The 23,420-nt window shown below is 33.8% G+C and carries 22 protein-coding genes; 19 read left to right on the top strand and 3 right to left on the bottom strand.

What is annotated here, in order from left to right; all coding sequences use genetic code 11:
- Positions 1-12 precede the first annotated feature (12 nt).
- Entirely contained in the window at positions 13-3,117 is a 3,105-nt protein-coding gene (locus RC62_RS00260) for an efflux RND transporter permease subunit (protein WP_055091457.1), read from the top strand.
- Between the two features lie 132 nt (positions 3,118-3,249).
- On the top strand, positions 3,250-3,675 hold the full coding sequence (locus RC62_RS00265) for a response regulator (RefSeq protein ID WP_055091459.1): 426 nt from the start codon (positions 3,250-3,252) through the stop codon (positions 3,673-3,675).
- A 131-nt stretch (positions 3,676-3,806) separates the two neighbouring features.
- On the opposite strand, the gene RC62_RS00270 is transcribed toward RC62_RS00265, so the two are convergent.
- A complete protein-coding gene (locus RC62_RS00270; RefSeq protein WP_055091461.1) occupies positions 3,807-4,250 on the bottom strand; it encodes a cupin domain-containing protein in 444 nt (147 codons plus the stop codon).
- A gap of 186 nt (positions 4,251-4,436) precedes the next feature.
- On the opposite strand from RC62_RS00270, the gene RC62_RS00275 reads away from it, so the two are divergent.
- Entirely contained in the window at positions 4,437-4,889 is a 453-nt protein-coding gene (locus RC62_RS00275) for a GNAT family N-acetyltransferase (RefSeq protein ID WP_055091462.1), read from the top strand.
- A gap of 184 nt (positions 4,890-5,073) precedes the next feature.
- On the opposite strand, the gene RC62_RS00280 is transcribed toward RC62_RS00275, so the two are convergent.
- The gene (locus RC62_RS00280) at positions 5,074-5,910 is read right to left on the bottom strand and encodes an AraC family transcriptional regulator (protein ID WP_055091465.1); all 837 of its coding nucleotides are present in this window, start codon (positions 5,908-5,910) and stop codon (positions 5,074-5,076) included.
- Positions 5,911-6,008: 98 nt separating this feature from the next.
- On the opposite strand from RC62_RS00280, the gene RC62_RS00285 reads away from it, so the two are divergent.
- From RC62_RS00285 to RC62_RS00350, 14 genes are all read left to right on the top strand, one after another.
- Positions 6,009-6,938: a ketopantoate reductase family protein gene (locus RC62_RS00285; protein WP_055091466.1), complete on the top strand. Its 930-nt coding sequence runs from the start codon at positions 6,009-6,011 to the stop codon at positions 6,936-6,938.
- A 309-nt stretch (positions 6,939-7,247) separates the two neighbouring features.
- Positions 7,248-7,475 carry a DUF2683 family protein gene (locus RC62_RS00290; RefSeq protein ID WP_055091469.1) on the top strand — a complete coding sequence of 76 codons (228 nt, stop codon included), beginning with the start codon at positions 7,248-7,250 and terminating at the stop codon, positions 7,473-7,475.
- Positions 7,465-7,764, top strand: a complete 300-nt coding sequence (locus tag RC62_RS00295; RefSeq protein WP_055091471.1) for a type II toxin-antitoxin system RelE/ParE family toxin — start codon at positions 7,465-7,467, stop codon at positions 7,762-7,764. Before RC62_RS00290 ends, RC62_RS00295 begins: the two co-directional genes overlap by 11 nt.
- A 319-nt stretch (positions 7,765-8,083) precedes the next feature.
- Entirely contained in the window at positions 8,084-8,677 is a 594-nt protein-coding gene (locus RC62_RS00300) for a TetR/AcrR family transcriptional regulator (RefSeq protein WP_055091473.1), read from the top strand.
- A 245-nt stretch (positions 8,678-8,922) separates the two neighbouring features.
- Entirely contained in the window at positions 8,923-10,146 is a 1,224-nt protein-coding gene (locus tag RC62_RS00305) for an efflux RND transporter periplasmic adaptor subunit (RefSeq protein ID WP_055091475.1), read from the top strand.
- A gap of 11 nt (positions 10,147-10,157) precedes the next feature.
- Positions 10,158-13,319 carry an efflux RND transporter permease subunit gene (locus tag RC62_RS00310; RefSeq protein ID WP_055091478.1) on the top strand — a complete coding sequence of 1,054 codons (3,162 nt, stop codon included), beginning with the start codon at positions 10,158-10,160 and terminating at the stop codon, positions 13,317-13,319.
- A gap of 130 nt (positions 13,320-13,449) precedes the next feature.
- On the top strand, positions 13,450-14,868 hold the full coding sequence (locus tag RC62_RS00315; protein WP_055091480.1) for a TolC family protein: 1,419 nt from the start codon (positions 13,450-13,452) through the stop codon (positions 14,866-14,868).
- A gap of 437 nt (positions 14,869-15,305) precedes the next feature.
- Positions 15,306-15,761: a hypothetical protein gene (locus tag RC62_RS00320; protein WP_055091483.1), complete on the top strand. Its 456-nt coding sequence runs from the start codon at positions 15,306-15,308 to the stop codon at positions 15,759-15,761.
- A gap of 209 nt (positions 15,762-15,970) precedes the next feature.
- Positions 15,971-16,576: a Crp/Fnr family transcriptional regulator gene (locus RC62_RS00325; protein WP_055091485.1), complete on the top strand. Its 606-nt coding sequence runs from the start codon at positions 15,971-15,973 to the stop codon at positions 16,574-16,576.
- 63 nt (positions 16,577-16,639) lie between these two features.
- Positions 16,640-17,377, top strand: coding sequence for a GNAT family N-acetyltransferase (locus tag RC62_RS00330; RefSeq protein ID WP_055091486.1), 738 nt, complete (start codon positions 16,640-16,642; stop codon positions 17,375-17,377).
- Positions 17,378-17,786: 409 nt separating this feature from the next.
- Entirely contained in the window at positions 17,787-18,167 is a 381-nt protein-coding gene (locus RC62_RS00335; protein ID WP_055091488.1) for a DoxX family protein, read from the top strand.
- A 12-nt stretch (positions 18,168-18,179) separates the two neighbouring features.
- Positions 18,180-18,389, top strand: coding sequence for a hypothetical protein (locus RC62_RS00340; protein ID WP_055091489.1), 210 nt, complete (start codon positions 18,180-18,182; stop codon positions 18,387-18,389).
- Positions 18,390-18,473: 84 nt separating this feature from the next.
- Positions 18,474-18,851: a VOC family protein gene (locus tag RC62_RS00345; protein ID WP_055091491.1), complete on the top strand. Its 378-nt coding sequence runs from the start codon at positions 18,474-18,476 to the stop codon at positions 18,849-18,851.
- A gap of 24 nt (positions 18,852-18,875) precedes the next feature.
- Positions 18,876-19,385, top strand: a complete 510-nt coding sequence (locus RC62_RS00350) for a DinB family protein (protein ID WP_055091493.1) — start codon at positions 18,876-18,878, stop codon at positions 19,383-19,385.
- Between the two features lie 141 nt (positions 19,386-19,526).
- Here the strand turns inward: RC62_RS00350 and RC62_RS22580 are convergent, their stop codons facing one another.
- Positions 19,527-19,688 (bottom strand): DUF1328 family protein, encoded by a 162-nt coding sequence (locus RC62_RS22580; RefSeq protein WP_082421183.1) that lies wholly within the window; start codon positions 19,686-19,688, stop codon positions 19,527-19,529.
- A gap of 435 nt (positions 19,689-20,123) precedes the next feature.
- On the opposite strand from RC62_RS22580, the gene RC62_RS00355 reads away from it, so the two are divergent.
- Together RC62_RS00355 and RC62_RS00360 are read left to right on the top strand one after the other, a co-directional pair.
- The gene (locus RC62_RS00355; protein ID WP_055091495.1) at positions 20,124-22,400 is read left to right on the top strand and encodes a glycosyltransferase; all 2,277 of its coding nucleotides are present in this window, start codon (positions 20,124-20,126) and stop codon (positions 22,398-22,400) included.
- A gap of 261 nt (positions 22,401-22,661) precedes the next feature.
- Positions 22,662-23,420 carry an MlaE family ABC transporter permease gene (locus tag RC62_RS00360; RefSeq protein ID WP_055091497.1) on the top strand — a complete coding sequence of 253 codons (759 nt, stop codon included), beginning with the start codon at positions 22,662-22,664 and terminating at the stop codon, positions 23,418-23,420.

A 23,420-nucleotide genomic window follows, 5' to 3' on the forward strand; every position in this document is an offset into this window, starting at 1 on the left:
ACAAGACAAGACATGAAAAAATTTGTACAAGGTCTGGTTGCTTTCTCGTTAAAAAACTCGCTTATAGTTTTTTTCCTGACAGCCATACTACTAGTCGCCGGAATAGTCAGCTATATCCATACGCCCATCGAAGCTTTTCCCGATGTAACGAATACCAGGGCAAGAATCATTACCCAGTGGCCGGGAAGAAGTGCCGAAGAAGTAGAAAAGTTCATCACACTTCCTATTTCAAAACAGATGAACACAATTCCTAAAAAAGCAGAAGTACGTTCTATTTCTCTTTTTGGATTATCTGTTGTTACCGTATTGTTTGATGATGATGTTGAAGATTTTTACGCACAGCAATATGCCTCAAATCGCCTAAACGGACTAGATCTTCCGGAAGGTGCAGATGTAGATATTGAACCGCCATCCGGTGCAACAGGCGAGATATTCAGGTATGTGATCAAAAGTGATTTGCCAATCAAAGAAATCAAGGCCATTCAGGATTGGGTGATCGAAAGAGAACTGATCTCTGTTCCCGGTGTTGCTGATGTGGTAAGTTTTGGTGGTGAAGAAAAAATCTTCGAAATCAAAATCAATCCTACGCAACTTGAAAACTATAATCTGTCTGCATTAGATGTTTATGAAGCCGTTTCTAAAAGTAACGTAAACGTTGGTGGAGATGTAATTCAGCGTGGCGATCAGGCTTACGTTGTAAGAGGTGTTGGACTTATCAATAAAGTAGAAGATATTGGTAATATTTTGATAGAAACCAAAGGTTCATCTCCAATATTGGTAAAACACGTAGCTGAAGTTACAATATCAGCCAAACCAAGATTAGGACAAGTAGGCCTAGATGGCGACGATGATGTTGTAGAAGGTATTGTAGTAATGTTACGCGGAGAAAATCCCGGTGAAGTTATCAAGAGACTTAAAGATCGTCTGACTGAACTTAACGAAAGAGTGCTGCCGGATAATGTGAAAATAATTCCATTTATCGACCGTACCAAATTGGTAGATACAACTGTAAAAACAGTAACAAAAAACCTTGTCGAAGGTATCGTATTGGTTTCCCTGATTGTATTTATTTTCCTTTATAACTGGAGAACATCCTTGATTGTGGCTTCTGTAATTCCGCTTTCTTTCTTGTTTGCGATTGTAATGTTGCGAATTCAGGGATTACCTGCGAATTTAATATCTATGGGAGCGCTGGATTTTGGGCTTCTGCTCGAAGGAACGCTGGTTATTGTCGAACAGGTCTTTGTGTCGCTCGAAAAGAAAGCGCATAAAGTAGGTATGGAACGCTTTAACAGTATGAGTAAAATGGGACTTATCAAGAAAAGTGTGGGCAGCGTAGCTACTTATATTTTCTTTGCCCTAATTATTTTGATTGTTGCCTTGATGCCAATTTTCTCTTTTACTAAAGTAGAAGGAAAAATGTTCTCTCCCCTGGCCTTTACATTAAGTTATGCATTATTAGGATCGTTGATTTTGTCCCTTACCTATGTTCCTGCAATGTGTAAAGTGATGTTGACAAAAAATATTGTAGAGAAAGAAAATATGATTTCGCGTTTCTTTAGAGTAAACCTTTTTAAATTATTTAAATGGAGTACAAAACATCGCAAAACAACCTTATATGCGTTCTTGATTTTACTGGCAGTATGTTGTGCCAAGTTTGCTTTTTATGGTTCAGAATTTATTCCGAAGCTGAATGAAGGAGCAATTTACGTAAGAGCCACTTTACCCAACAGTATCAATCTTGATGAAGCGGTGAGACTTACCAAAGAAATGAAAGGCAAAATAAGAAAATTTGAAGAAGTAAAATTTGTCCTGACACAAACCGGACGGCCAAATGACGGAACAGATCCAACCGGATTTTTTAATATCGAATTACATATCGAATTAAAACATCAGGACGAATGGAAACGGGACATCAGCAAAGAGGAATTGATTGCCGAAATCAAAAAAGAACTGGACGTATATCCCGGAATTGGGTTTGGGTTTAGCCAGCCTATTCAGGATAATGTCGAGGAATATGTTGCCGGAGTAAAAAGTCCGTTAGTAATTAAGATTTTTGGTAATGATCTTTTTCAACTGGAAGCCATGGCTGCAAAAGTTGCTAAATCGATCAAAGATGTAAAAGGAATTGAAGATATCAACGTTTATAAAAACATTGGTTTACCGGAATTAAGAATTCAGCTTGACGACGAAAAAATGGCGCGTTACGCCATTACAACCGCAGATGCACAAGCTGTAATCAGAATGACAATTGGAGGTCAGGCCGCAACTAAGTTTTATGATGACGAAAAGATCTTTGACATTACCTTACGTTTTGAAAAAGAATATCGTGACTCAAAAGAAAAAATCGAAGAAATTCTTATTCCGACAATGAATGGCAAAAAAGTTCCATTAAAAGAAATTGCTACTGTAGAATATAAAACAGGCCCAACCTTTATTTATCGTGAAGGAAACAGCCGATATATTGCCGTAGGATTTAGCATTGAAGGACGAGATTTAGGAAGTACAATCGATGAAGCTCAGAAAAAAGTAGCAGATGAAGTAAAACTTCCTAAAGAAAATGTAATGAAATGGGCAGGAGAATTCGAAAGTAAAGAAAGAGCTTCTAAACAATTAGCAATGATTGTTCCGGTAGTTTTAATTTTGATTTTATGTCTTTTATATTTCAATTTTGGTAATTTCAAAGATACATTAGTTGCCATTAGTGCGATGCCATACGCCTTTATTGGTGGTTTCTTATCATTATGGGTTACAGGAACCGTATTTGGGATATCAGCAGGAATTGGTTTTATTATTTTGTTCGGGGTCAGCGCAATTGACAGTATTGTCCTGATTGGGATGATTAGGGAAAATATGAGGTCAGGAATGCCTTTAAAAGAGGCTATTTCAGATGGTATTTACAGCAGGATTCGTCCTATTGTTATGATTGCCCTTATGGGATCATTAGGATTATTGCCTGCAGCATTATCTACAGGAATGGGTTCTGAAGTTCAAAAACCATTAGCCATAATGATTGTTGGGGGATTAATAACCTGCATGATTTTATCCATAATGGTATTGCCACAGGTATTTTATCTGGTATATCGTAAAAAAGACACGAACACAACAGATTCATAATTATCCTACTATTTTTTATATTAAAAAGCATCTTTAGACGTCAGGTTTAAAGGTGCTTTTTTCATGAATAACAGTAAATTACAAAAAAAACAAATAGCTGAGATTAAACATCTACCTTTGAAAAAAATATAAATGAATAAAGGCGGACCAATTATTATAATTGAAGATGATTTAGATGATCAGGAAATTTTAACTGATGTTTTTAAGGAACTTAATTATAAAAATGAAATTATCTTTTTTGCAGAAGGCGAAAAAGCATTAGAATATTTGACTTCTACACAAATTGAACCTTTTATCATTTTCTCTGATATCAATATGCCAAAACTAAGTGGCATGGAATTACGTGATAAAATTCATGAAAACGAAGATCTGAGACTTAAGTCAATCCCATACTTATTCTTTTCGACAAGCGCAGAACAAAAAAATGTTATTGATGCCTATTCAAAATCGATTCAGGGATTTTTTGTTAAACCCAGCGGTTATAACGAAATTAAAGATACAATTAAAATAATCGTAAGTTACTGGGAAACCTGTGTGTCACCAAATTATGTAAAGTAAATAACAAACATAAATTATTGTTTGATAATAAAAAGTTAAGAAACACCTTTAGACCTAACGTTTAAAGGTGTTTCTTAATTTTTGTAAAAGACGTTTCTGTAAAACACAATAAATTTGTAAAATCTCGTCTTTTATTTTAAATCCTTTTTAATTACCAGATACTTCAAATCTGTATCACCAACATTACTGATACCGTGCTCTACATTTGGCGGGCAATAAAAACTGGTATTAGGTCCGGCGACTACGGTCTTTCCGTCAAGATAGAATTGCGCCTTTCCTTCGAGAATGTAAAAAAGTTCTTCTTCAATATGATGATGTGGCGCGTGTGTAGATTTTCCAGGTTCAACAATACTCATTTTGAGTGTATTTTCCTGAGTAAAGTTTTTATCAGCAAACCAATATTGGTAACCTACTTTTGTTTTTGTCGCTTTGTCCAAATCAAAATGATTCACACAATTTTCAATGGTATATTTTACTTCGGGTGTATTTACTTCTTTTTTCTGCTGCTGAGATTGTACAGATTGTTGCACCATTATCATAACAATTGCAACCTTGATAGCTGTTGTTGTTTTCATTCTTTTTTTTGTAATAATACAAAAAAATACAATTGCTGTTTAAAATTATAATAATCTTGTAAAGGTGCATTATTCATTATAAATAAAACTTAAATTTTGAATTTCGTTTTGAATATATGTAGTTAACTACATATATTTGTACACAAATTATTTTTGACTGAAACGAAATAAATCAAAAGCTGAAAAATGAACAACAATACCAATCAAAACGCTAAAGAAAATATCATTAAAGTAGAAAAAGTTACAGATCATAACCAAATTGAAAACGCATTTGCAATTAGAAAACAGGTATTTGTAGAAGAACAGAATGTGTCTCCGGAGCGTGAATCGATGGATGATGAAGATGCCATACATTATTTGGCAACAGTAAATGGTGAACCAGCCGGAGCTGCAAGATATCGAAATATGGAAAAAGGCGCAAAAATTGAAAGAATTGCTGTTTTAAGCAGCTTTAGAGGAAAAAGGATTGGTGAAGCGATTCTGCTTAAAATATTAGACGATCTAAAAGACGAAAAGAAAGTTTATCTATATGCTCAGGTCAACGCAAGTCAATTTTACATTAAAAACGGGTTTAGACAAACTGACAATTATTTCCTGGATGCCGGAATCGAACATGTTGAAATGGATTTTATAAAATAAATATTAAAAACATTATTGATGATAAACCGGATTAAAATCCGGTCCTACAATATGAATCATTCCTCCGGAATTTTAAAATCTATTTGGATAATCATTAAAATGATTTAAAAGAGCCGTAGGCTTGAACTATATTGTAAGGCCGGATTTTAATCCGGTCTAATAGACGTTATTATACCGATTTCTATTACGAAATACTTAATGATTTTTTAAATTCTGACGGAGAAATTCCAGTACTCCGCATGATGAATTTATTAAAATGACTACTATCAATAAAACCTAAATCATTACTAATTTCAGAGAAAGTCAAATTGCTTTTGCTTAATTTTTCCGTAACTACTTTCAACTTTGTTTGTTCGATGTAATCCCTTAAAGTAATATTGAGATGGGTTTTAAAATATTCACCAATATAGTGGATAGAAACATTAAAGTGATTCGCCATTTCTTTTTTCTTCAATAAATGCGGATTGGCAATATTGGATCGAATGTAACTTAAGATCGTGTCAATTTTCAAAACTTCTGTAGTTTGAAAATTCAAATTACTTTCGTTTATACTGGCATTTCGCCTAATAATGTGAATCAGCGACATCATCAAACTTTTTATTATGATTTCGTTTTGCCCTTTTGGTCTTGCGACTTCTTCAAGGATTTTCAGAATAACCATTTCGCAAAAGGCTTTATCATCTTCAAGGAAAATCAAATTTCCGTTAATCTGATTGTGGTAATAAAATAATTTTTCGATTTCTTCTATTTCTTTTTTATTCGAAAAGAAATTAGGCAGAAAGCGTAAACAATGAAACTTTGTAGGCTTTAATGTTTTAAAGGAATGGTAATCCTTTGGCGTAAGTAAATAAATATCGTGCTTTTTATAATGATGATGAATCGAATTTAAAATATGATTTCCCGTTCCATATTCGATATATAACAATTCAAAAAAGTTATGTCGGTGAACTTCTTTTTTCCAGGTGAGTTCTTCGACCGAATAAATTTCGAAATCTTTATATATAAAAAAGGTGTTGTTCATAATCCTTAATTTTTACAAATATAACCGATATTTTTACATCAGTTAATAATATCGAACCTCTTTACTTTGCATCAGAATTAAAACCCAAAAACTATAATATGAACTCAGATACATTAAAAATAGGAATTCTTGGAATTGGTGGCATTGGTGGATTTGTTGGTGCTCCCCTAGCCAAAAGATATAAAGACAGTAATACAAAAATCATATTTATTTGCAGAGGCGAAACCAAAAACGCCATACAAAATCAAGGTTTATTATTTGAATCTAAAGGCAGTAAAGAAACTATATTTCCGGATTTAGTATCTGATAATTCGATAGAAATAGGAATTCTGGATGTTTTAATACTGACTTCTAAATCTTATTCTATAAAAGATATATTATCTATTTATAAAGATTGTATAAAACCTGAAACTACGATAATCACATTGCAAAATGTGGTGAATGCAAAAGAAATAATCCATGAGACTTTACCAAATGTTGGTAATATCATGCAAGGTTGTATTTATGTGGCTTCGAATGTAAAACAACCTGGACACGTTCAGCATGTTGGCGGACCGGGAAAAATATTCGTTGGAGGAAAAGAAAACAAACCTTTAATTGATTTATTAGTTTCCGGAGGTTTAGACATTACATATGTCCCAAATATCAACGAGATCTTATGGAAGAAATATCTTTTTGTTGCTCCCGTTGCAGCGATAACTTCAGCATATAAAGTGACATTTGGTCAACTTTTAGAAGATCAAAAACTAATGCATATTCTAGAAAATATGATGAGAGAAATTCAGTTACTTGCCAACAAAAACAATATTAGCTTAACAAATGAAGATATTGAAACGGCTAAAGATTTATTGACTAAATTTCCTTTTGAATCTAAATCATCCTTACAATTGGATTTCGAAAACCACAATCAAACCGAAAAACAATTCTTAGTAGATTACGTGATTGAAAACGCTAAAAAATATGGAATTGAAACTCCTTTTTATAATGGCGTGAATGAACAAATAAAAACGTCTTATAACGTTTCATAAATTATTTATTTTCAACCGGATTTTAATCTGGTTACGTTATGATTATTCGCATTTTTGTCATCCTGACGAAGGAAGGATCTCCGCAAGAAACTCGACAATCAAAATCGACAATCTTTGTAGCGCTACTAACGGAGATCCTTCCTTCAGGATGACAAGATTGCCTATAAATTAATATTTATCCCTTAAATTAATCATTATATCCTTAAAATACAGTTTATAAAAAGTGGAGATTGAAATAAATTATTCTCATTAACATGAAAACAAGAGTTTTATCTTAACTTTGTTCATCAACTTTAGTAAACTAATATCATGCAAGCAATTAACATCACAGCATATACCGAAGATGCATCTCAAATAGAAGCTGTAAAAGCTTTTATGAAAGCCCTAAAGATAAAATTCGAAATAGCAAATGTAAAGCCCTATGAATTATCTACTGAACAGCAAGAAATTTTAGACAGTCAAATTAATTCAGACAAAAGTTTATACACAGATGCTGAATTACTATATACTGATTTAAAAAAGAAATATGAATTATAAGGTTATCGTTTCTCCAATTGCATTAAAAAATATTGAAGAAGCTGTTGAGTATTATATTTTAAAAGCGACTAAAAAAGTAGCTTTAGATTTTCTTAATGATTATAAGAGTACTTATAAGGCTTTAAAAGTAAATCCGTTTTATCAATTTCATGATAATAATTATCGCTTTTTACCTTTTAAAAAATTTCCTTACATAGCTTTTTTCATTGTCGACGAATTATCAAAAACTGTTTTTCTGAATGCAATTTTTCACACTTCTCAACATCCTGAAAAATATCCCACAAAATAAAAATATTACATAGTTTAAAACTAAAAATCTCCTAAAAAACATATTTTCTCGCTTAGCCCCGATCGAAACGGCATCCTTTTATCCGCCGCGGCGGATAAAAGATATAGTGTAGAGCGGGACAAATGGTCTTAAAAACACGAAAATGATCTGCTCCTTAAAAAAATTAAAATCAAAGAAGGTCTTATTACTAAAGGCTTTTGGCGGATTTTAATACTTGTCTATACAACAATAAGAAAATATTATGACAAATTTATTTCATAATCAGAAAAACCGCCATACATTTGCCTAACGGTGTTAAACAATTTAATACTTAAATAAAATGGCTAGTAAAGATCGTATTTTAAGACAAAAAGAAGAGACAAGAAGTAACATTCTTGAGGCTGCTTATGCTATCGTGAAAGAAGAAGGATGGCAGGGTCTGAGTATGCGAAAAATTGCTGACAAGATTGAATATACGGCTCCTATCATTTATGAATACTTCTCGAATAAGGAAGCTATCCTTAATGAACTAACCGGAAAAGGTTTTATCAAGTTAGCGAAAGAACTTCAGGAAGCCCGAGATAAATTTGAAAAACCGGAAGAACAATTAGAAGCCATGTGGATGGCATATTGGGATTTCGCTTTTACAGATACTGAAATGTATCAGGTAATGTTTGGGGTGCAAATGAATTGTTGTTCTGACCGATGTTCTGCTGCCGAAGCACCTTATAAATTGTTTACTGCAGTAATTGGTGAAATAATGAAAAACAGCAACCCTACTGATGAAGTTATCAAACAAAAGTATTTTACTTTCTTCTCTGTAATACATGGTTTGATTGCAATTAATATCATCAACAAAAGCGAAATAATGGAAACTATCAACAATCAAATCCTAAAAGATGCGATTGGAGGAATCATAAAATCAATTCAATAAAAAAAATTTCATTTTAACTTAACAGTGATAAATGATTTAATAGGTAATTTAGCAGCTATTTTTTTACTACTTTACTTAACAGTGTTAGAAAATTTAATAGAGTAATATAAGGGGCTTTTTTTCCAGTTTTACTTAACAGTGATAAATAATTTAATACCGATTCTTAAATAGATTTGGAATGTACTGTTATTTGAATTTTTGCACAATTTTACTTAACAACGTTAGATAATTTAATATAATTAAATATGAATGCCGAGAATATCAGAATACCACAAAATTTAAACAATAAGAATGTCCAACAAATTAAAACCAATACAAAAATGAAAAATGTAATTATAACCAGCTTTATTCTGGCACTCGTGCTAAGCAGTTGTGCAGATAAGTCGCAGGCTCCGGCAGCTCCTGCGCCACCATTATTACCTGTTTTAGCGATCACAAGTGAAAACACTACTACAGATGCTGAATATCCTGCTTCGATACAAGGAACTGTAGATGTTGAAATTCGTCCTCAGGTAAGCGGAAACCTTGAAAGAGTTTTTGTAGACGAAGGTGCTTATGTAAGTAAAGGTCAAACTTTATTCAAAATAAACGAACGTCCGTTTCGTGAGCAATTAAACAATGCTTTAGCAAGTCTTCATGCTTATGAAGCCGCCCTAATCAACGCCAATTTAGAAGTTGATAAATTAACTCCTCTTGTACAAAACAAAGTGGTTTCAGATTATCAGTTAAAAACAGCTAAGGCTTCACAAAAAATTGCTGCTGCCAACATCGAACAAGCAAAAGCAATGGTAGGTTCTGCCAGAATTAATTTGGGATATACCAATGTTACGGCTCCAGTAAGTGGTTATATTGGAAGATTACCTAAAAAACAAGGAAGTTTAGTTTCTGCAAGTGATATTGAGCCATTGACAAACTTATCTGATGTGCATGAAGTTTTTGCTTATTTCTCTTTAGGAGAAACAGATTTCATCAACTTTAAAGCACAATATGCAGGAAACAGCCTTGGTGATAAATTAAAAAAATTACCTCCGGTTACTTTAATCCTTGCAGATAACAATGCTTATCCTCAAACAGGAAAAATTGATATGGTAGACGGTCAGTTTGATAAAACTACGGGTGCAATTACTTTAAGAGCTACTTTTCCTAATACTGGCGGTACTTTACGTTCTGGAAACACAGGAAAAATTCGTTTAGGCCTTCAACATGACGATGCTGTTTTGGTTCCTCAATCGGCTACTGTAGAAATGCAGGATAAAGTTTTTGTTTTCACAGTAAACAAAGAAAACAAAGTTACCAAAATGCCTATCACGGTTTCTGGTAAAAGCGGAACAAACTATTTAATTAAAGACGGTGTAAAATCCGGTGACCAAATTGTATTAAGCGGTATCGATAAACTACAGGACGGACAAGTGATTCAGCCTGAGAAATCATCGCCTGCAAAAGTTGCCCAAATAATTAATAAAAAATAATTTTTACGAAAATGTTCAAAATATTTATACAAAGACCTGTACTGGCAACCGTTATTTCCATTTTATTGGTAATATTAGGTATACTTGGTCTTACGAAGTTGCCCTTACAACAGTTTCCTGATATTGCGCCGCCATCGGTTTTGGTAACGGCAGTTTATCCCGGAGCTAACGCAGAAACGGTTTTACGTTCTGTGGCACCATCTCTGGAAGAGTCTATAAACGGTGTTGAAAACATGACTTACATGAGTTCTACAGCCAGTAATGACGGATCTCTTGCTATTACAGTTTTCTTTAAATTAGGAACGAATGCAGATCAGGCAGCGGTTAACGTGCAAAACAGAGTTGCTCAGGCAACGAGTCAATTGCCTGCAGAGGTGGTACAACAAGGTGTAACTACTGCAAAACAACAAAACAGTTTCATCATGGCAATTGGTATGTATACCGATGATGAGTCAAAATACGATCAGACTTTTGTTGCCAATTATGCACAAATCAATATTATTCCGGAGATCAAACGTATTCCCGGAGTTGGTTCTGCCAGTATTTTTGGAGGTGTAAAAGATTACTCCATGCGTGTTTGGTTAAATCCAACCCAAATGTCTACTTACAAAGTGACACCAAACGAAATCATGAGCGCTATTCAGGATAAAAGTTTGGAAGCTGCTCCGGGTAAATTTGGAGAACGAAGCAAAGAAGTTTTTGAATATGTAATTAAATACAAAGGAAAATTAACCAAACCTGAAGAATATGAAAACATTGCTATACGTTCTAATACTGACGGTTCAATACTTCGCCTCAAAGATGTAGCCAGAGTCGAACTTGGCGCTTACTCTTATAACAGTTTAACACGTTTAAATGGTAAAAAAGGAGTTGTAATAGGTATTATTCAGTTAGCAGGTTCTAACTCTAATGATATTCAGGTTGCGATTAACAAATTGATGGTGAAAGCCTCAAAAGATTTTCCAACAGGAATAAAACACAACATTTTCTATAGTACAAAAGTTGCCTTAGACCAGTCTATTGAGCAAGTTCAACATACTCTACTTGAAGCGTTTATATTAGTATTCATCGTAGTATTTATATTCCTTCAGGATTTTAGATCAACATTAATCCCGGCCATTGCTGTACCTGTAGCAATTTTAGGAACGTTCTTCTTCATGCAGTTATTCGGATTTTCGATCAACCTTCTTACGCTTTTCGCTTTAATTCTGGCGATTGGTATTGTGGTAGATGACGCGATTGTAGTCGTCGAAGCCGTGCATGCGAAAATGGAGCACAAACATTTGTCTCCAAAAGTAGCCACTCATGAAGCAATGCACGAAATAACGGGTGCTATTATCTCGATTACGCTGGTAATGGCTGCTGTATTCCTGCCGGTTGGTTTTATGGAAGGCTCAACAGGAGTTTTCTATCGTCAGTTTGCCTTTACAATGGCAATTGCAATTGTAATTTCGGCCGTAAACGCTTTAACTTTAAGTCCTGCACTTGCTGCATTGTTCTTAAAAGACAATCACTCGGCTCATGGAGATGCTCCTTATGAGAAAAAAGGATTTAAAGAGAAATTCTTTAACGGATTCAACAAAAGTTTCGATTCCCTTACCAACCGTTATGTTGGAGGTTTGAAATTCTTAATTCGTAGAAAATGGTTAAGTTTAGGAGGTTTAGCTTTAATTACTGTAGCAACTATCGTAATGGTAAAAACAACTCCTGCAGGATTTATCCCAACTGAAGATCAAGGATTTATTGCTATTGCAGTAAATACACCATCAGGAACATCACTTGACGGAACTCAAAAAGTAATGACCGAAGCTGAAAACACATTAAGAGGTTTAGATGCTTCCCGATTTGTAACAGCGATTTCTGGTTTCAACTTATTGACCAACTCTACAAGTCCATCTTCAGCCGTTGTTTTCGTATTGCTTAAACCAAATGAAGATCGTGGAGATGTTAAAAATATTGACGAAATCATGAATCAGGTTCGTGGTAAACTTGGAGCTATTTCCGGCGGAAGTTTCTTCGTATTTAGTTTCCCAACCGTTCCTGGATTTAGTAACGTTGAGGCTTTAGATTTAGTACTTCAGGATAAAACCGGAGGAAAACTGGATAAGTTTAGTGGAATTTCTCAAAATTTCATCGGAGAATTGATGAAACGTCCGGAAATTGCCGTAGCCTTTACCTCTTTCAAAGCTGATTATCCTCAATTACAATTGGATATTAATGATGAAAAAGCAGATCAGTTAGGCGTAAAAGTAAAAGACATTTTGCAAACCATGCAAACCTATTTTGGTAGCGCGCAAGCCTCTGACTTTAATAGATTTGGTAAATACTACCGAGTTGTAGTTCAGGCAGATATTGCTGACAGAGCTGATCCGTCATCAATTGACAGGGTTTTCGTGAAAAACAAAACAGGCGAAATGGTGCCAATAAATACCTTAGTAAAACTAACCCGTATTTATGGTTCAGAAACCGCTTCGAGATACAACTTGTTTAATTCAATTTCGATTAATGCAATCCCGAAACCAGGATTTAGTTCCGGAGATGCCATTAAAGCAATTCAGGAAGTAGCTGCACAACAATTACCTGCGGGTTATGGTTTTGAATTTTCAGGACAAACTCGTGAAGAGATTTCGTCCGGAGGTCAGTCAGCAACGATTTTCTTACTGTGTTTGATATTCATCTATTTCTTACTTGCTGCACAGTACGAAAGTTACATATTGCCATTGGCCGTAATCTTATCTATCCCTGCAGGTATATTTGGAGTATTCGTAGCTATTGGATTAACAGGAATTGAAAATAACATTTACGTGCAAGTTGCACTGGTAATGCTTATAGGTCTGCTCGCAAAAAATGCCATCTTGATTGTGGAGTTTGCGGTGCAAAAACGAAAATCAGGTCAGGCATTAGTAAGAGCGTCAATCGATGCAGCTAAACTGCGTCTGCGACCAATTATCATGACATCATTGGCTTTCGTAGTAGGATTAATCCCTATGATGAGCGCCAAAGGACCGTCAGCACAAGGTAACCACTCAATTAGTATTGGTGCCGCCGGAGGTATGATATCAGGAGTAATTCTAGGATTGTTTATCATCCCGGTTTTATTCATCATCTTCCAACATTTACAAGAAAAGGTTTCTGGAAAGCCAGTAGCCGTAATTCATAACGAAGAAAAATAAAAATGGAAAATTATATAACGACAATCCTCGTAGCCATTATCATGGGCGTTGGATACATATCCTATAAAATCTCAAGAGATCTAGAAACCAGAAAAGATACTTGTACAGAAATTTAATGACAACATATAAAATGAAAAATTATATAACCAAAATCGTGATGATCGCCATTTTGATCACGACTATAATATCCTGTAAAGTTTCGAAGGATATTGAAACTCCAAAAGATGCATTTCCTGAAAATTTCAGGAATGCATCGGTTTCAAAAGATACCACGAGTATTGCTGATGTGGAGTGGAAAAATTTCTTTACAGAAAAAGATATTATTGAGCTTATCGATAGCGCTGTAGCCAGAAATAATGACTTACAGATTGCTATTAAAAATATCGAAATTGCACAGTACAGATTCACGCAGTCAAAATGGGGCAATGTTCCTCAGGCAAATTTGTTTGTAAACGCAAGTACCAGTAATCCGTCTGACAATAGTTTTACGGGAATGAATTTAAATCAGGCATTAGGCCAAAAACATATTGACGATTATTCTGCCGGAGCATCTCTTACCTGGGAAGCTGATATCTGGGGGAAAATCCGCAATCAGAAAAAAGGCGCTTATGCAGGTTATCTTCAGTCAGAAGAAGTTAAAAAAGCTTTACAGACCAATATTGTAGCGAATGTTTCTAAAGGATATTACAATCTTTTAATGTTAGATGCACAATTAGAAATCGCCAGACAAAATTTAAAATTAAATGATAGTACAACCAACATCATTAAATTAAAATTCGATGCAGGTCAGGTAACTTCATTAGGAATTCAACAATCTGAAGCACAGAAATTAGTTTCGGCACAATTGATTCCTCAATTAGAGCAAAATATTGCCATTCAGGAAAATGCTTTAAGTGTTCTAACAGGATCATTCCCGAATTCTAAAACAAGAACAACTCGTTTAAGCGCTCTTGAAGTGAAGAACAACAATGCAATTGGAATTCCGTCTTCATTAGTAAGCAGAAGACCTGATGTAAAAAGTGCCGAATTAGCGCTTAAAGTAGCTAACGCAAACGTAGGAATCACAAAAGCAGATTTGTATCCGTCGCTTAAAATTACCGCTCAAGGCGGAGTAAATTCTTTCGAAACCAGTAGTTGGTTCAATATTCCGGCTTCATTGTTTGGAACCGTTGCCGGAGGTTTAACACAACCTTTACTGAACAACAAAAAAGTAAGAACCCAATATAATATTGCAGTTGCTGAAAGAGAAAAGGCAGTTATAAGCTTCAGACAATCAGTTTTGGTTGCCGTCAGCGAAGTATCTGATGCTCTGGTAAAAGTAGAAAAACTGCAACAACAAGAATCTTTTCTAAAAGAAAGAGTAAAAACATTACAACAAGCCATAAAAAATGCCAATTTGTTATTCAAAAATGGTATGGCTGAATATCTTGAGGTTTTATCAGCGCAAGCAAATTTATTGCAAAGTGAGCTGGAACTGGCCAATATAAAAAGAGAACAATTATCTGCCAATACCGATTTGTATCGCGCATTGGGCGGTGGTTGGAAATAATACCCGTACCCGTTAATTATTTATTTTTTGAGATGAAAACGCTGTGAGACTTTTAGTTTCATGGCGTTTTTTTATGATGTTGAGATATAGCACGCGGATGACACGGATTCGCTTCGCGAAAGCGCGGATTTACACGGGTTTTCTTTTACTCACAATAGATTTTGTCGTAATCTTGTCATCCTGACGAAGGAAGGATCACACAAGAAATGCCGCAAACTAAATAGCCAATCTTTGTAGAGTTCCGTGTGTATCCTTCCTCCGTCAGGATGAGAAAAAATGAGAAAAAAATCTGCGAATATCCGCGCTTTCGCGAAGCGAATCCGTGTCATCCGCGTACCATTTATTAAGCAATCCCAATATTTCAGTTTATTTTTTTATTTTTGATCAAATTACTTTTACGAACGAAAAATACCATTTCCTTAATTAAAATCAAATCCATGAAAAAAATCGCATGCATCGCACTTTTAGCAGTATTCTTTAGCAACTGTAAACAAAGCAATCCGGACGAAAAAGCAGCATCAGCAGAAAAACCAGTAGATACAGTTGCTGTTGTAAAAGAAGAAAAAGCAAAAAAAGCAGACGAAGATTGTAAAGACATTCAGGTAGAAATGGGATCCGGAAGAGAATGCATCGTAAAGACAACAGATCTAAATGCCGTTTATCAAGGTATTATCGCAAATAAAGAAGTCGAAGAAACAGAATTTTATCTGGCTACAATTCCAACCGAGAATAAATCTGTTACGATAAATAAAAACGGATTAATCTCAATAGATTATGAAATCACTAAAGATAAAGTGGCTATTGCTATGAATTATGAAGGTGGTGTTACCGAAGTAACGCTGGAAAAAATAAAAGATACCATCAAAAAAAGTATTTATCATTACGCTGATTAAACTCCATAAAAAATCTCCAATCTTTGTCGAGCTACTAGCGGAGATCCTTCCTCCGTTAGGATAACAAATAGTACGAGTACAAGATTGCGAGAAAAAACAATAAAAATCCGTTTTAAATCCGTGTTTTCGCTTTAGCGAATCCGCGTCATCCGCGTGCCATCATTCCGTATTATTTCTTTACTTTTGATAGTATATAATTATTCTCGACAATGACACTCAATCAAGATAAATACAGCAACGATTTAAAACTGAAATTTGAAAGCTACGCTCCTGTTTCGGCAACATCGTGGCAATTGATTGAAAACATAATAGACATAACCGCAATAAAAAAAGGAGAATTACTTTTAAGAAACGGACAAATTGCAAAAGAAATTCACTTTGTTGCAAAAGGTGCTTTGCGTGCTTTTATAACCGATGCAGAAGGAAATAGTTATAATAAAAACATCTTTCTCGAAGGCGATTTTGCAGGTTCAACAGTTTCATTAATTCAGCAAACTCCTTCAGAATTTTCAATTGAAGTACTCGAAGATTCCGTTTTGATTAATATCAATTACAAAAAATACAGAGAACTGATTTTTCAAAATGACGATTTAAAAAACTTCTACATTGCTTACTTAGAAAGAAATTGGGTAATCGAAAAAGAACAAAGAGAAATCTCGATCGTTATGGAAAATGCAACTGAGAGATATCTGGATCTCTTATCGAAACATCCTGATATTTCAGAAAGAATCGCATTACACCATATCGCATCGCATTTAGGAATCACTCCAACACAATTAAGCCGAATCAGAAAAACGCTCGAAAAAGATTTGTAAATCAACATATGTAACGTTTTTTGATAAAAGCTACAGCTATCTTTGCCTAATAATAGCATTGATATGAAAGATCCAAACCTCATCGAAGACAATATAAATAACCTTACCAGCTTGTGGCAAACTGTGGGAACTCCTTTCCTGTCCTATCATAAAAATGACCATTTTGAATATTGCAAAATCGAAAATTCCCAATGGCCCAATAAGCTGTGGCTGCGCAGAGATATTATTAAAAAAGATCTGCCGGATATTATCAAAACCATGCGAAATAATCCAGGTTTGGTTTTGCCATATTGGAATATCTTTGGAACAAAATCTTATGAAATACTTGACGCATATGGTTTTGAAATAAAAAGCGAACAAGTCGCAATGGCATTAAAATTAGATCAGGAATTTACATTGCAGCATAATCTTAGCTTTAAGAAAATTGATACCCAACAAGATGCCAAAATCTGGTCTGATTTATACCCGAATGCTTTTGGATATGTAATTAGCAAAGAAATCCTGATACATAATCATAAGAATGTTCATTTTTATCTGGTTTTTCATGAAAATCAGCCAATAGGAACTTTTATGCTTTTTCAAATCAAAACCAATATCGGTATTCATGGCGTTGGCGTCATCCCCGAAATGCGCCGAAAAGGCTTTGCCGAAGAAATCATGAAATTTGCCCTTAATCTTTCTATAGATTTAAAAGCTGAATATGCATTATTGCAAGCATCTGCAATGGGCGCAGCTATTTATACCAGATTAGGTTTTGAAGATTTGTTTATCATTAAAAATTATACTTTGAAGGCTGAGTGATGGCACGCAGATGACACGGATTCGCTTCGCGAAAGCGCGGATTAATACGGATTTTTTATGCTCATTTTATGTCATCCTGAGCGAAGTCGAAGAACGATAATCAAAATCTTCAATCTTTGTAGAGCTACTTGCGGAAATCCCTCGTTCCTCGGATGACAAACTGTATGGAAAATCGGTTTAAAAAATCTTCCTCCATACTCTTTCCTCCATACTCTTTCCTCCATACTCTTTCCTCTATTCTCTTTCCTCTTTCCTCTATTCTCTTTTTTCTATTCTCTTTCCTCTAATTCTCTAATTCTAAAACTTTGTCCTAAATGACCTTAAAATAGTCGCAAATAACTATTCCATACAAAAAATAACATTTGTAAGTTTGTAATACATTAACTAATAACCATTTAAAAACAAACCTATGAAAAAAGCAAAAATTATTTTTTGGATTACTACAATTATTATTTTTTTATTTGAAGGTGTTATGCCAGCTTTAACTTCGCAGAGCGAAATGGCAAAAGAAGGAATTAAGCATTTGGGATATCCTGAATATTTTGGTAACGCATTAGTCGTTTTTAAAATTTTGGGTGTATTGATATTGGTGATTCCACAGATTCCTAAAAACATAAAAGAATGGGCTTATGCTGGATTTGGTTTTGATTTTATCTTTGCATCTATTAGCCATTTTGCAGTTGACGGAGTTAATTTTCAATCCTTCTTTCCTTTAATTTTTCTGGTAATTCTCGCGATTTCATATACCTATTATCACAAAATTGAACGATATAAAAATATCGCTTTATAAATTTCAGAAACGATGATCGAAGTTTTTAAAACAAATGTTCAGGAAGTACATCAATCAAAAATGATTGTCGAGAAGCTTCTTGAGCATTTTCCAAACAGTTCCATTAATTTTGATTTGGAAGACTGTGATAAAATTTTGCGCATTCATAGTATGTCAATTTCGAACAAAATAATTATTGAGCTTCTTAATGCTCATGGCTTTCATTGCGAAGTACTTGTATAAGCAAAAAAAACACAATCACCTGATTTTTAAATTATTAAATTTAAAATTGTAAATTTATCCTGCTAATTACTAAACCAATAGAAAATGAATTTACCTGAAGGACATCAGACTATAATGCCTTATTTGATTTTAAAAAATGCAGCGCAATTTATCGAATTCACAAAAAAAGTTTTCGATTCAAAAGATTCTAACCAACAAGTTTTGCGGGATGACGGAACTATTATGCATGCCGAAATTATCCTGAACGGAAGTACTATTATGGTAACTGACGAAACAAAAGACTGGACAAGACAAACTGCTAATCTATTTGTTTATGTTCCTAATGCAGACGAAACGTATAAGAAGGCATTAGAAAATGGCGCAACAAACCTCATGGGATTAAGCGATCAGGATTACGGAAGAACTTGTGGTGTAACGGATCCTTATGGAAATGTTTGGTGGATAACCTCTGTGAGCTCCTAATTTCAATTTCAAAAAATCAACAACATGAAAACTAAACTTCAAAAAAATATTGTTGAAACGTTTAAAGAACTAAATGAAATCATCTCTTCTTTTTCTGAAGAAGAATTAAATACAGTTCCGTTTAAAGGAAGTTGGACTCCCGGTCAGGTTATACAACATATTATCCTGGGAAATTCCGGTTATACTGAATTGTTTGGAGGAAATACTAAAAAAACAATTCGAAAATATGACGAACATGTAAAAGAACTTGAAACTATTTTTCTCAATTTCAACACTAAAATGGATGCTCCAGATTTTCTAAAACCTGAAATTAAGAACTACAATAAAAATTCGCTGACTTTATCTCTTCTTAAAATAGAATCTGATCTCTTAGATACATCAGAAAACTGTGACCTAACGCTAACCTGTCTGGATTTTAATGTACCCGGTTTTGAAAATTTTACTATTTATGAATGGATCAATTTTGCACTTGTACACACTCAAAGACATACCAACCAACTGCATAAAATTAATCATTACATAACGACTTTATAAATTACAAACATTAAATCAGTTTTCAGTCTCAGTCTCAGTTTTTAGTCTCAGTATTTTGAACTTAAATAAAAAAGTCTCAGTTTTTAGTTTACGGATTTAATGTAAACTGAAAACTGAGACTGTAGACTTCCTTACTACTTATTAAACTTTTGTTCTTCCTGTAATTAATGAAATTACGAATAATACCAAAAATATAAAGAATAAAACTTTTGCAATTCCAGCAGCTCCGGCAGCAATTCCGCCAAAACCAAAAATTCCGGCTACTATAGCAAGAATTATAAATGTGACTGTCCATCTTAACATAATCGTGATTTTTTAATTTATATATATGACTTTTTACAAGTCTGATTTGTTTGTTACTCAAAGTTCTTTATTTAACAAGAAACTTTTTAACTCAAAACATCTTTTTCTTATCGCAATCAACTATAAATCAATTTTTTGACTTACTTTTATAATTCCCTCTTTTCTGTTACAAAATTCCCACACAAACGCTTTTGAGTTAATTTTTTGATCGATTGGATTAATTATGGCTATATCCATAAAGTAATTTTAGATAAAATTTTAGAGATAGAATATAATAGAATAAAAAGGTACATAAACATCTGGAATTAGCTACCCAGATTACCACAATTAATTATTATAAAAGCAGAAATATTACAAACGATGCTGTCCAGTACAAAATTGTGACAGCCTTATTGAAACTTAACGCCTTATTAACCGTATTAAAACAGAATCTAAATGAAAACGATCTCAAATAAATCAAAAATAGTTTTTCTATCTACATTTCCTCCAACACAATGTGGCATAGCAACATATACGCAGGATACTATAAAAGGAATAACAAATGTTTTTGGTAAATCCATAACTTGTCAGATTTGCGAATTGGTAGACAAACCTAAAGCAAACCCTACGCAGGCTTATACCTTAAACACAAAAGAAAAAGAAGAATATACGCTGGTTGCCGAGGAAATAAATAGTGATGAATCTGTGAAATTAGTACATATTCAACATGAATTTGGTTTATTTGGAGGGAACTATGGAGATTACTTATTAGATTTTTTAAATGTAATAAAAAAACCAGTTACCTATACTTTTCATAGTGTGATTCCAAATCCAAACAACGAATTAAAAACATTCGTAAAATTACTGCTTTCTTACAGCAATTCGGTTTTTGTGATGACCAATCAGTCAAAAGAAATTTTGATGAGAGATTATGATATCAAAGACGAAATTATTACTTGTGTACCTCACGGAACTCATATCGTAATTTATGAAGCGCCACAACAAGCAAAAGAAAAATTCAATATCCAGGACAGAAAAGTATTGTCAACTTTTGGTCTTTTAGGAGAAGGAAAAAATATAGAAACAGGTTTACAGGCTTTACCAAAAATCATCGAAAATACGCCAAACGCACTTTATTTAATCATTGGTAAAACACATCCAAATTTAATCGTTGATGGTGTAGATGCTTATCGTGATAAACTGGAAGGAATGGTAAATGATTTAAACCTGCAAAACCATGTACGTTTTATAAATGAATATCTGGATACAAATGAACTTTTAGAGTATTTGAAAGCTACAGATGTTTATTTATTCACATCAAAAGATCCAAATCAGGCCGTAAGCGGTACTTTTTCTTATGCAATGAGTTGCGCTTGTCCTATTGTTGCTTCAAAAATCCCGCATACTTTAGAAGTTTTAACTCCTGATTCAGGAATATTAGTTGATATTGGTAATGTAGATCAGTTTTCTGAAGCTGCCATCAAATTACTTTCAGATGACAATCTAAGGGAAGAAATGGGAATTAATGCTTTTAGAAAAATGCGTTCTTCATCTTGGGAAAATGCAGCCATAACACACATGAATACCTATAAACAACTGATTGATAATCCATCTGAAATAAAATTTAGTTATCCTTCAATTCAATTGTCACATATTAAAAGAATGACAACTGATTTAGGTATTATTCAGTTTAGTAAAATCTCAGTTCCGGATCTCGAATCAGGTTATACTTTAGATGATAATGCACGTGCTTTAATTGCTGTTTGCATGCATTATAAATTAACTCAGGACAAAGACGATTTAGCCTATATTTTAATTTATTTAGATTTTATTTTGCGCTGCCAACAGCCAAAAGGAGATTTTATCAACTATGTCGATCAGGAAAACCGCGAACATGTAGAACAAAATGCCGAAGTAAATCTGGAAGACTCTAATGCAAGAGCAATTTGGGCTTTAGGAACTGTAGTTGCAAACTCAAGTATTTTGCCGGAAGCGATTACTAAAAAAGCTTCTAAATGTTTATTGAACTCGTTAAAATGGGCAGAAAATATTCAATCTCCACGTTCTATTGGTTTTGCAACAAAAGGATTATACTTATACCATACTGAAATACCTAATCTATATGTAGCCGCGATTATTAATAAACTGAATGCTAAATTGCTTTCTATTTATGAAATCACCGCTACTAAAGACTGGAAATGGTTTGAAAACTATTTAACATACGGAAATGGTATTTTACCGGAATCAATGTTGTATGCTTATTTAACTACCAACAAACCTATTTATAAAAAAGTAGCATTAGATTCTCTTGACTTTTTAATGTCGAAAATGTTTATTGGTAAAAACTTCAAAGTGATTTCTAACGATGGATGGATGCATAGAAATGCTGAGGCAAAAGTAAATGAATACGGAGAACAGCCAATTGATGTTGCATACATGATTCAAACTCTGAATTCATTTTACAATGCATTTGGAACACCGGAATATAAGTCTAAAATGAAAACTGCCTTCAACTGGTTTTTAGGAAAAAATCATTTAGGCCAAATCATGTACAACCCAATTAGCGGCGGTGGTTATGACGGACTTGAAAAAGAAAACGTAAATCTAAACCAGGGTGCTGAATCAACAGTATGTTTCTTAACTGCGAGATTATTGATGGAAAACCTTAAAATATCCGAAATAAAAGTTATTCCGCTAATTAAACCTAAATCTGGAATTGCTATCAATTTATAAAGAGTAATTACACTGACTAAATATATTGAACCCTAAAAATCCCTTTTCTAAAGGGATTTTTTGTTTTTTAACAATTGCAACGCAACGTGGCTTTATTATAATTATTGTGTTTGATTATGTTAATTATATAAAGATGCAAAAAAGTTGTGTAAGATTTTTTCTGTAGTTATAAAGTAATTTTAATCTATAATAATCAAGGGGTATACAACCTTCTAAACAGTTGGTTTTGATGCATTAGATTTAACTTAAAACTATAGTATTTTGATACTTACTCTAAAAAATACATTCGCAGAAATAGGAAATGCAACCGTGTTTGCAAAGCAGTTTTTTAAGGAGGTTTTTGTACCGCCTTACGAAACGAAAGAGTTTTTGAAACAATGTTATGTTATTGGCTATAAATCACTGCCGCTTGTTGCCATAACCGGTTTTATTATGGGGTTGGTACTTACACTTCAGTCAAGACCAACTTTGGTAAAATTTGGTGCTGAATCATGGTTACCCGGAATGGTAGCGCTATCATTGATTAGAGAAATTGCACCAGTAATTACAGCGCTAATCTGTGCAGGAAAAATCTCGTCTGGAATTGGTGCCGAATTAGGTTCTATGAAAGTAACAGAACAAATTGATGCCATGGAAGTTTCAGCCATTAATCCTTATAACTATCTTGTAGTAACCAGAATTTTAGCCTGTACTTTAATGGTACCTATATTAGTTTTTTTTGCAGATGCTGTTGGTATCATAGGCGGTTATGTTGGTATTAATATTCATGGAGACGTAAATTTTTATCGTTATCTGACTCAAATCCTGCAATCACTTGAATTTTTGGATATCATTCCCGCAACTGTCAAAACATTTTTCTTCGGATTCTTTATCGGGATGATTGGATGCTATAAAGGTTTTAATGCTTCTAATGGAACTGAAAGTGTTGGTAAAGCAGCTAACTCTGCTGTGGTTACCGCTTCTCTAACCATTTTTATTATTGATATGGTCGCTGTTCAAATAACAGATTTATTTTTTTAA

It is taken from the genome of Flavobacterium aquidurense, from assembly GCF_001404985.1.
Lineage (GTDB): Bacteria > Bacteroidota > Bacteroidia > Flavobacteriales > Flavobacteriaceae > Flavobacterium > Flavobacterium aquidurense_B.

Bases quoted from the DNA above. Each gene is read 5' to 3' on its own strand.
- RC62_RS00300 (WP_055091473.1), top strand. From the start codon at position 8,084: ATGGCTAGTAAAGATCGTATTTTAAGACAAAAAGAAGAGACAAGAAGT.
- RC62_RS00330 (WP_055091486.1), top strand. From the start codon at position 16,640: ATGAAAGATCCAAACCTCATCGAAGACAATATAAATAACCTTACCAGC.
- RC62_RS00260 (WP_055091457.1), top strand. From the start codon at position 13: ATGAAAAAATTTGTACAAGGTCTGGTTGCTTTCTCGTTAAAAAACTCG.
- RC62_RS00320 (WP_055091483.1), top strand. From the start codon at position 15,306: ATGAAAAAAATCGCATGCATCGCACTTTTAGCAGTATTCTTTAGCAAC.
- RC62_RS00325 (WP_055091485.1), top strand. From the start codon at position 15,971: ATGACACTCAATCAAGATAAATACAGCAACGATTTAAAACTGAAATTT.
- RC62_RS00275 (WP_055091462.1), top strand. From the start codon at position 4,437: ATGAACAACAATACCAATCAAAACGCTAAAGAAAATATCATTAAAGTA.
- RC62_RS00290 (WP_055091469.1), top strand. From the start codon at position 7,248: ATGCAAGCAATTAACATCACAGCATATACCGAAGATGCATCTCAAATA.
- RC62_RS00350 (WP_055091493.1), top strand. From the start codon at position 18,876: ATGAAAACTAAACTTCAAAAAAATATTGTTGAAACGTTTAAAGAACTA.
- RC62_RS22580 (WP_082421183.1), bottom strand. From the start codon at position 19,688: ATGTTAAGATGGACAGTCACATTTATAATTCTTGCTATAGTAGCCGGA.
- RC62_RS00345 (WP_055091491.1), top strand. From the start codon at position 18,474: ATGAATTTACCTGAAGGACATCAGACTATAATGCCTTATTTGATTTTA.
- RC62_RS00305 (WP_055091475.1), top strand. From the start codon at position 8,923: ATGAATGCCGAGAATATCAGAATACCACAAAATTTAAACAATAAGAAT.
- RC62_RS00280 (WP_055091465.1), bottom strand. From the start codon at position 5,910: ATGAACAACACCTTTTTTATATATAAAGATTTCGAAATTTATTCGGTC.
- RC62_RS00295 (WP_055091471.1), top strand. From the start codon at position 7,465: ATGAATTATAAGGTTATCGTTTCTCCAATTGCATTAAAAAATATTGAA.
- RC62_RS00310 (WP_055091478.1), top strand. From the start codon at position 10,158: ATGTTCAAAATATTTATACAAAGACCTGTACTGGCAACCGTTATTTCC.
- RC62_RS00270 (WP_055091461.1), bottom strand. From the start codon at position 4,250: ATGAAAACAACAACAGCTATCAAGGTTGCAATTGTTATGATAATGGTG.
- RC62_RS00340 (WP_055091489.1), top strand. From the start codon at position 18,180: ATGATCGAAGTTTTTAAAACAAATGTTCAGGAAGTACATCAATCAAAA.
- RC62_RS00265 (WP_055091459.1), top strand. From the start codon at position 3,250: ATGAATAAAGGCGGACCAATTATTATAATTGAAGATGATTTAGATGAT.
- RC62_RS00355 (WP_055091495.1), top strand. From the start codon at position 20,124: ATGAAAACGATCTCAAATAAATCAAAAATAGTTTTTCTATCTACATTT.
- RC62_RS00335 (WP_055091488.1), top strand. From the start codon at position 17,787: ATGAAAAAAGCAAAAATTATTTTTTGGATTACTACAATTATTATTTTT.
- RC62_RS00315 (WP_055091480.1), top strand. From the start codon at position 13,450: ATGAAAAATTATATAACCAAAATCGTGATGATCGCCATTTTGATCACG.
- RC62_RS00285 (WP_055091466.1), top strand. From the start codon at position 6,009: ATGAACTCAGATACATTAAAAATAGGAATTCTTGGAATTGGTGGCATT.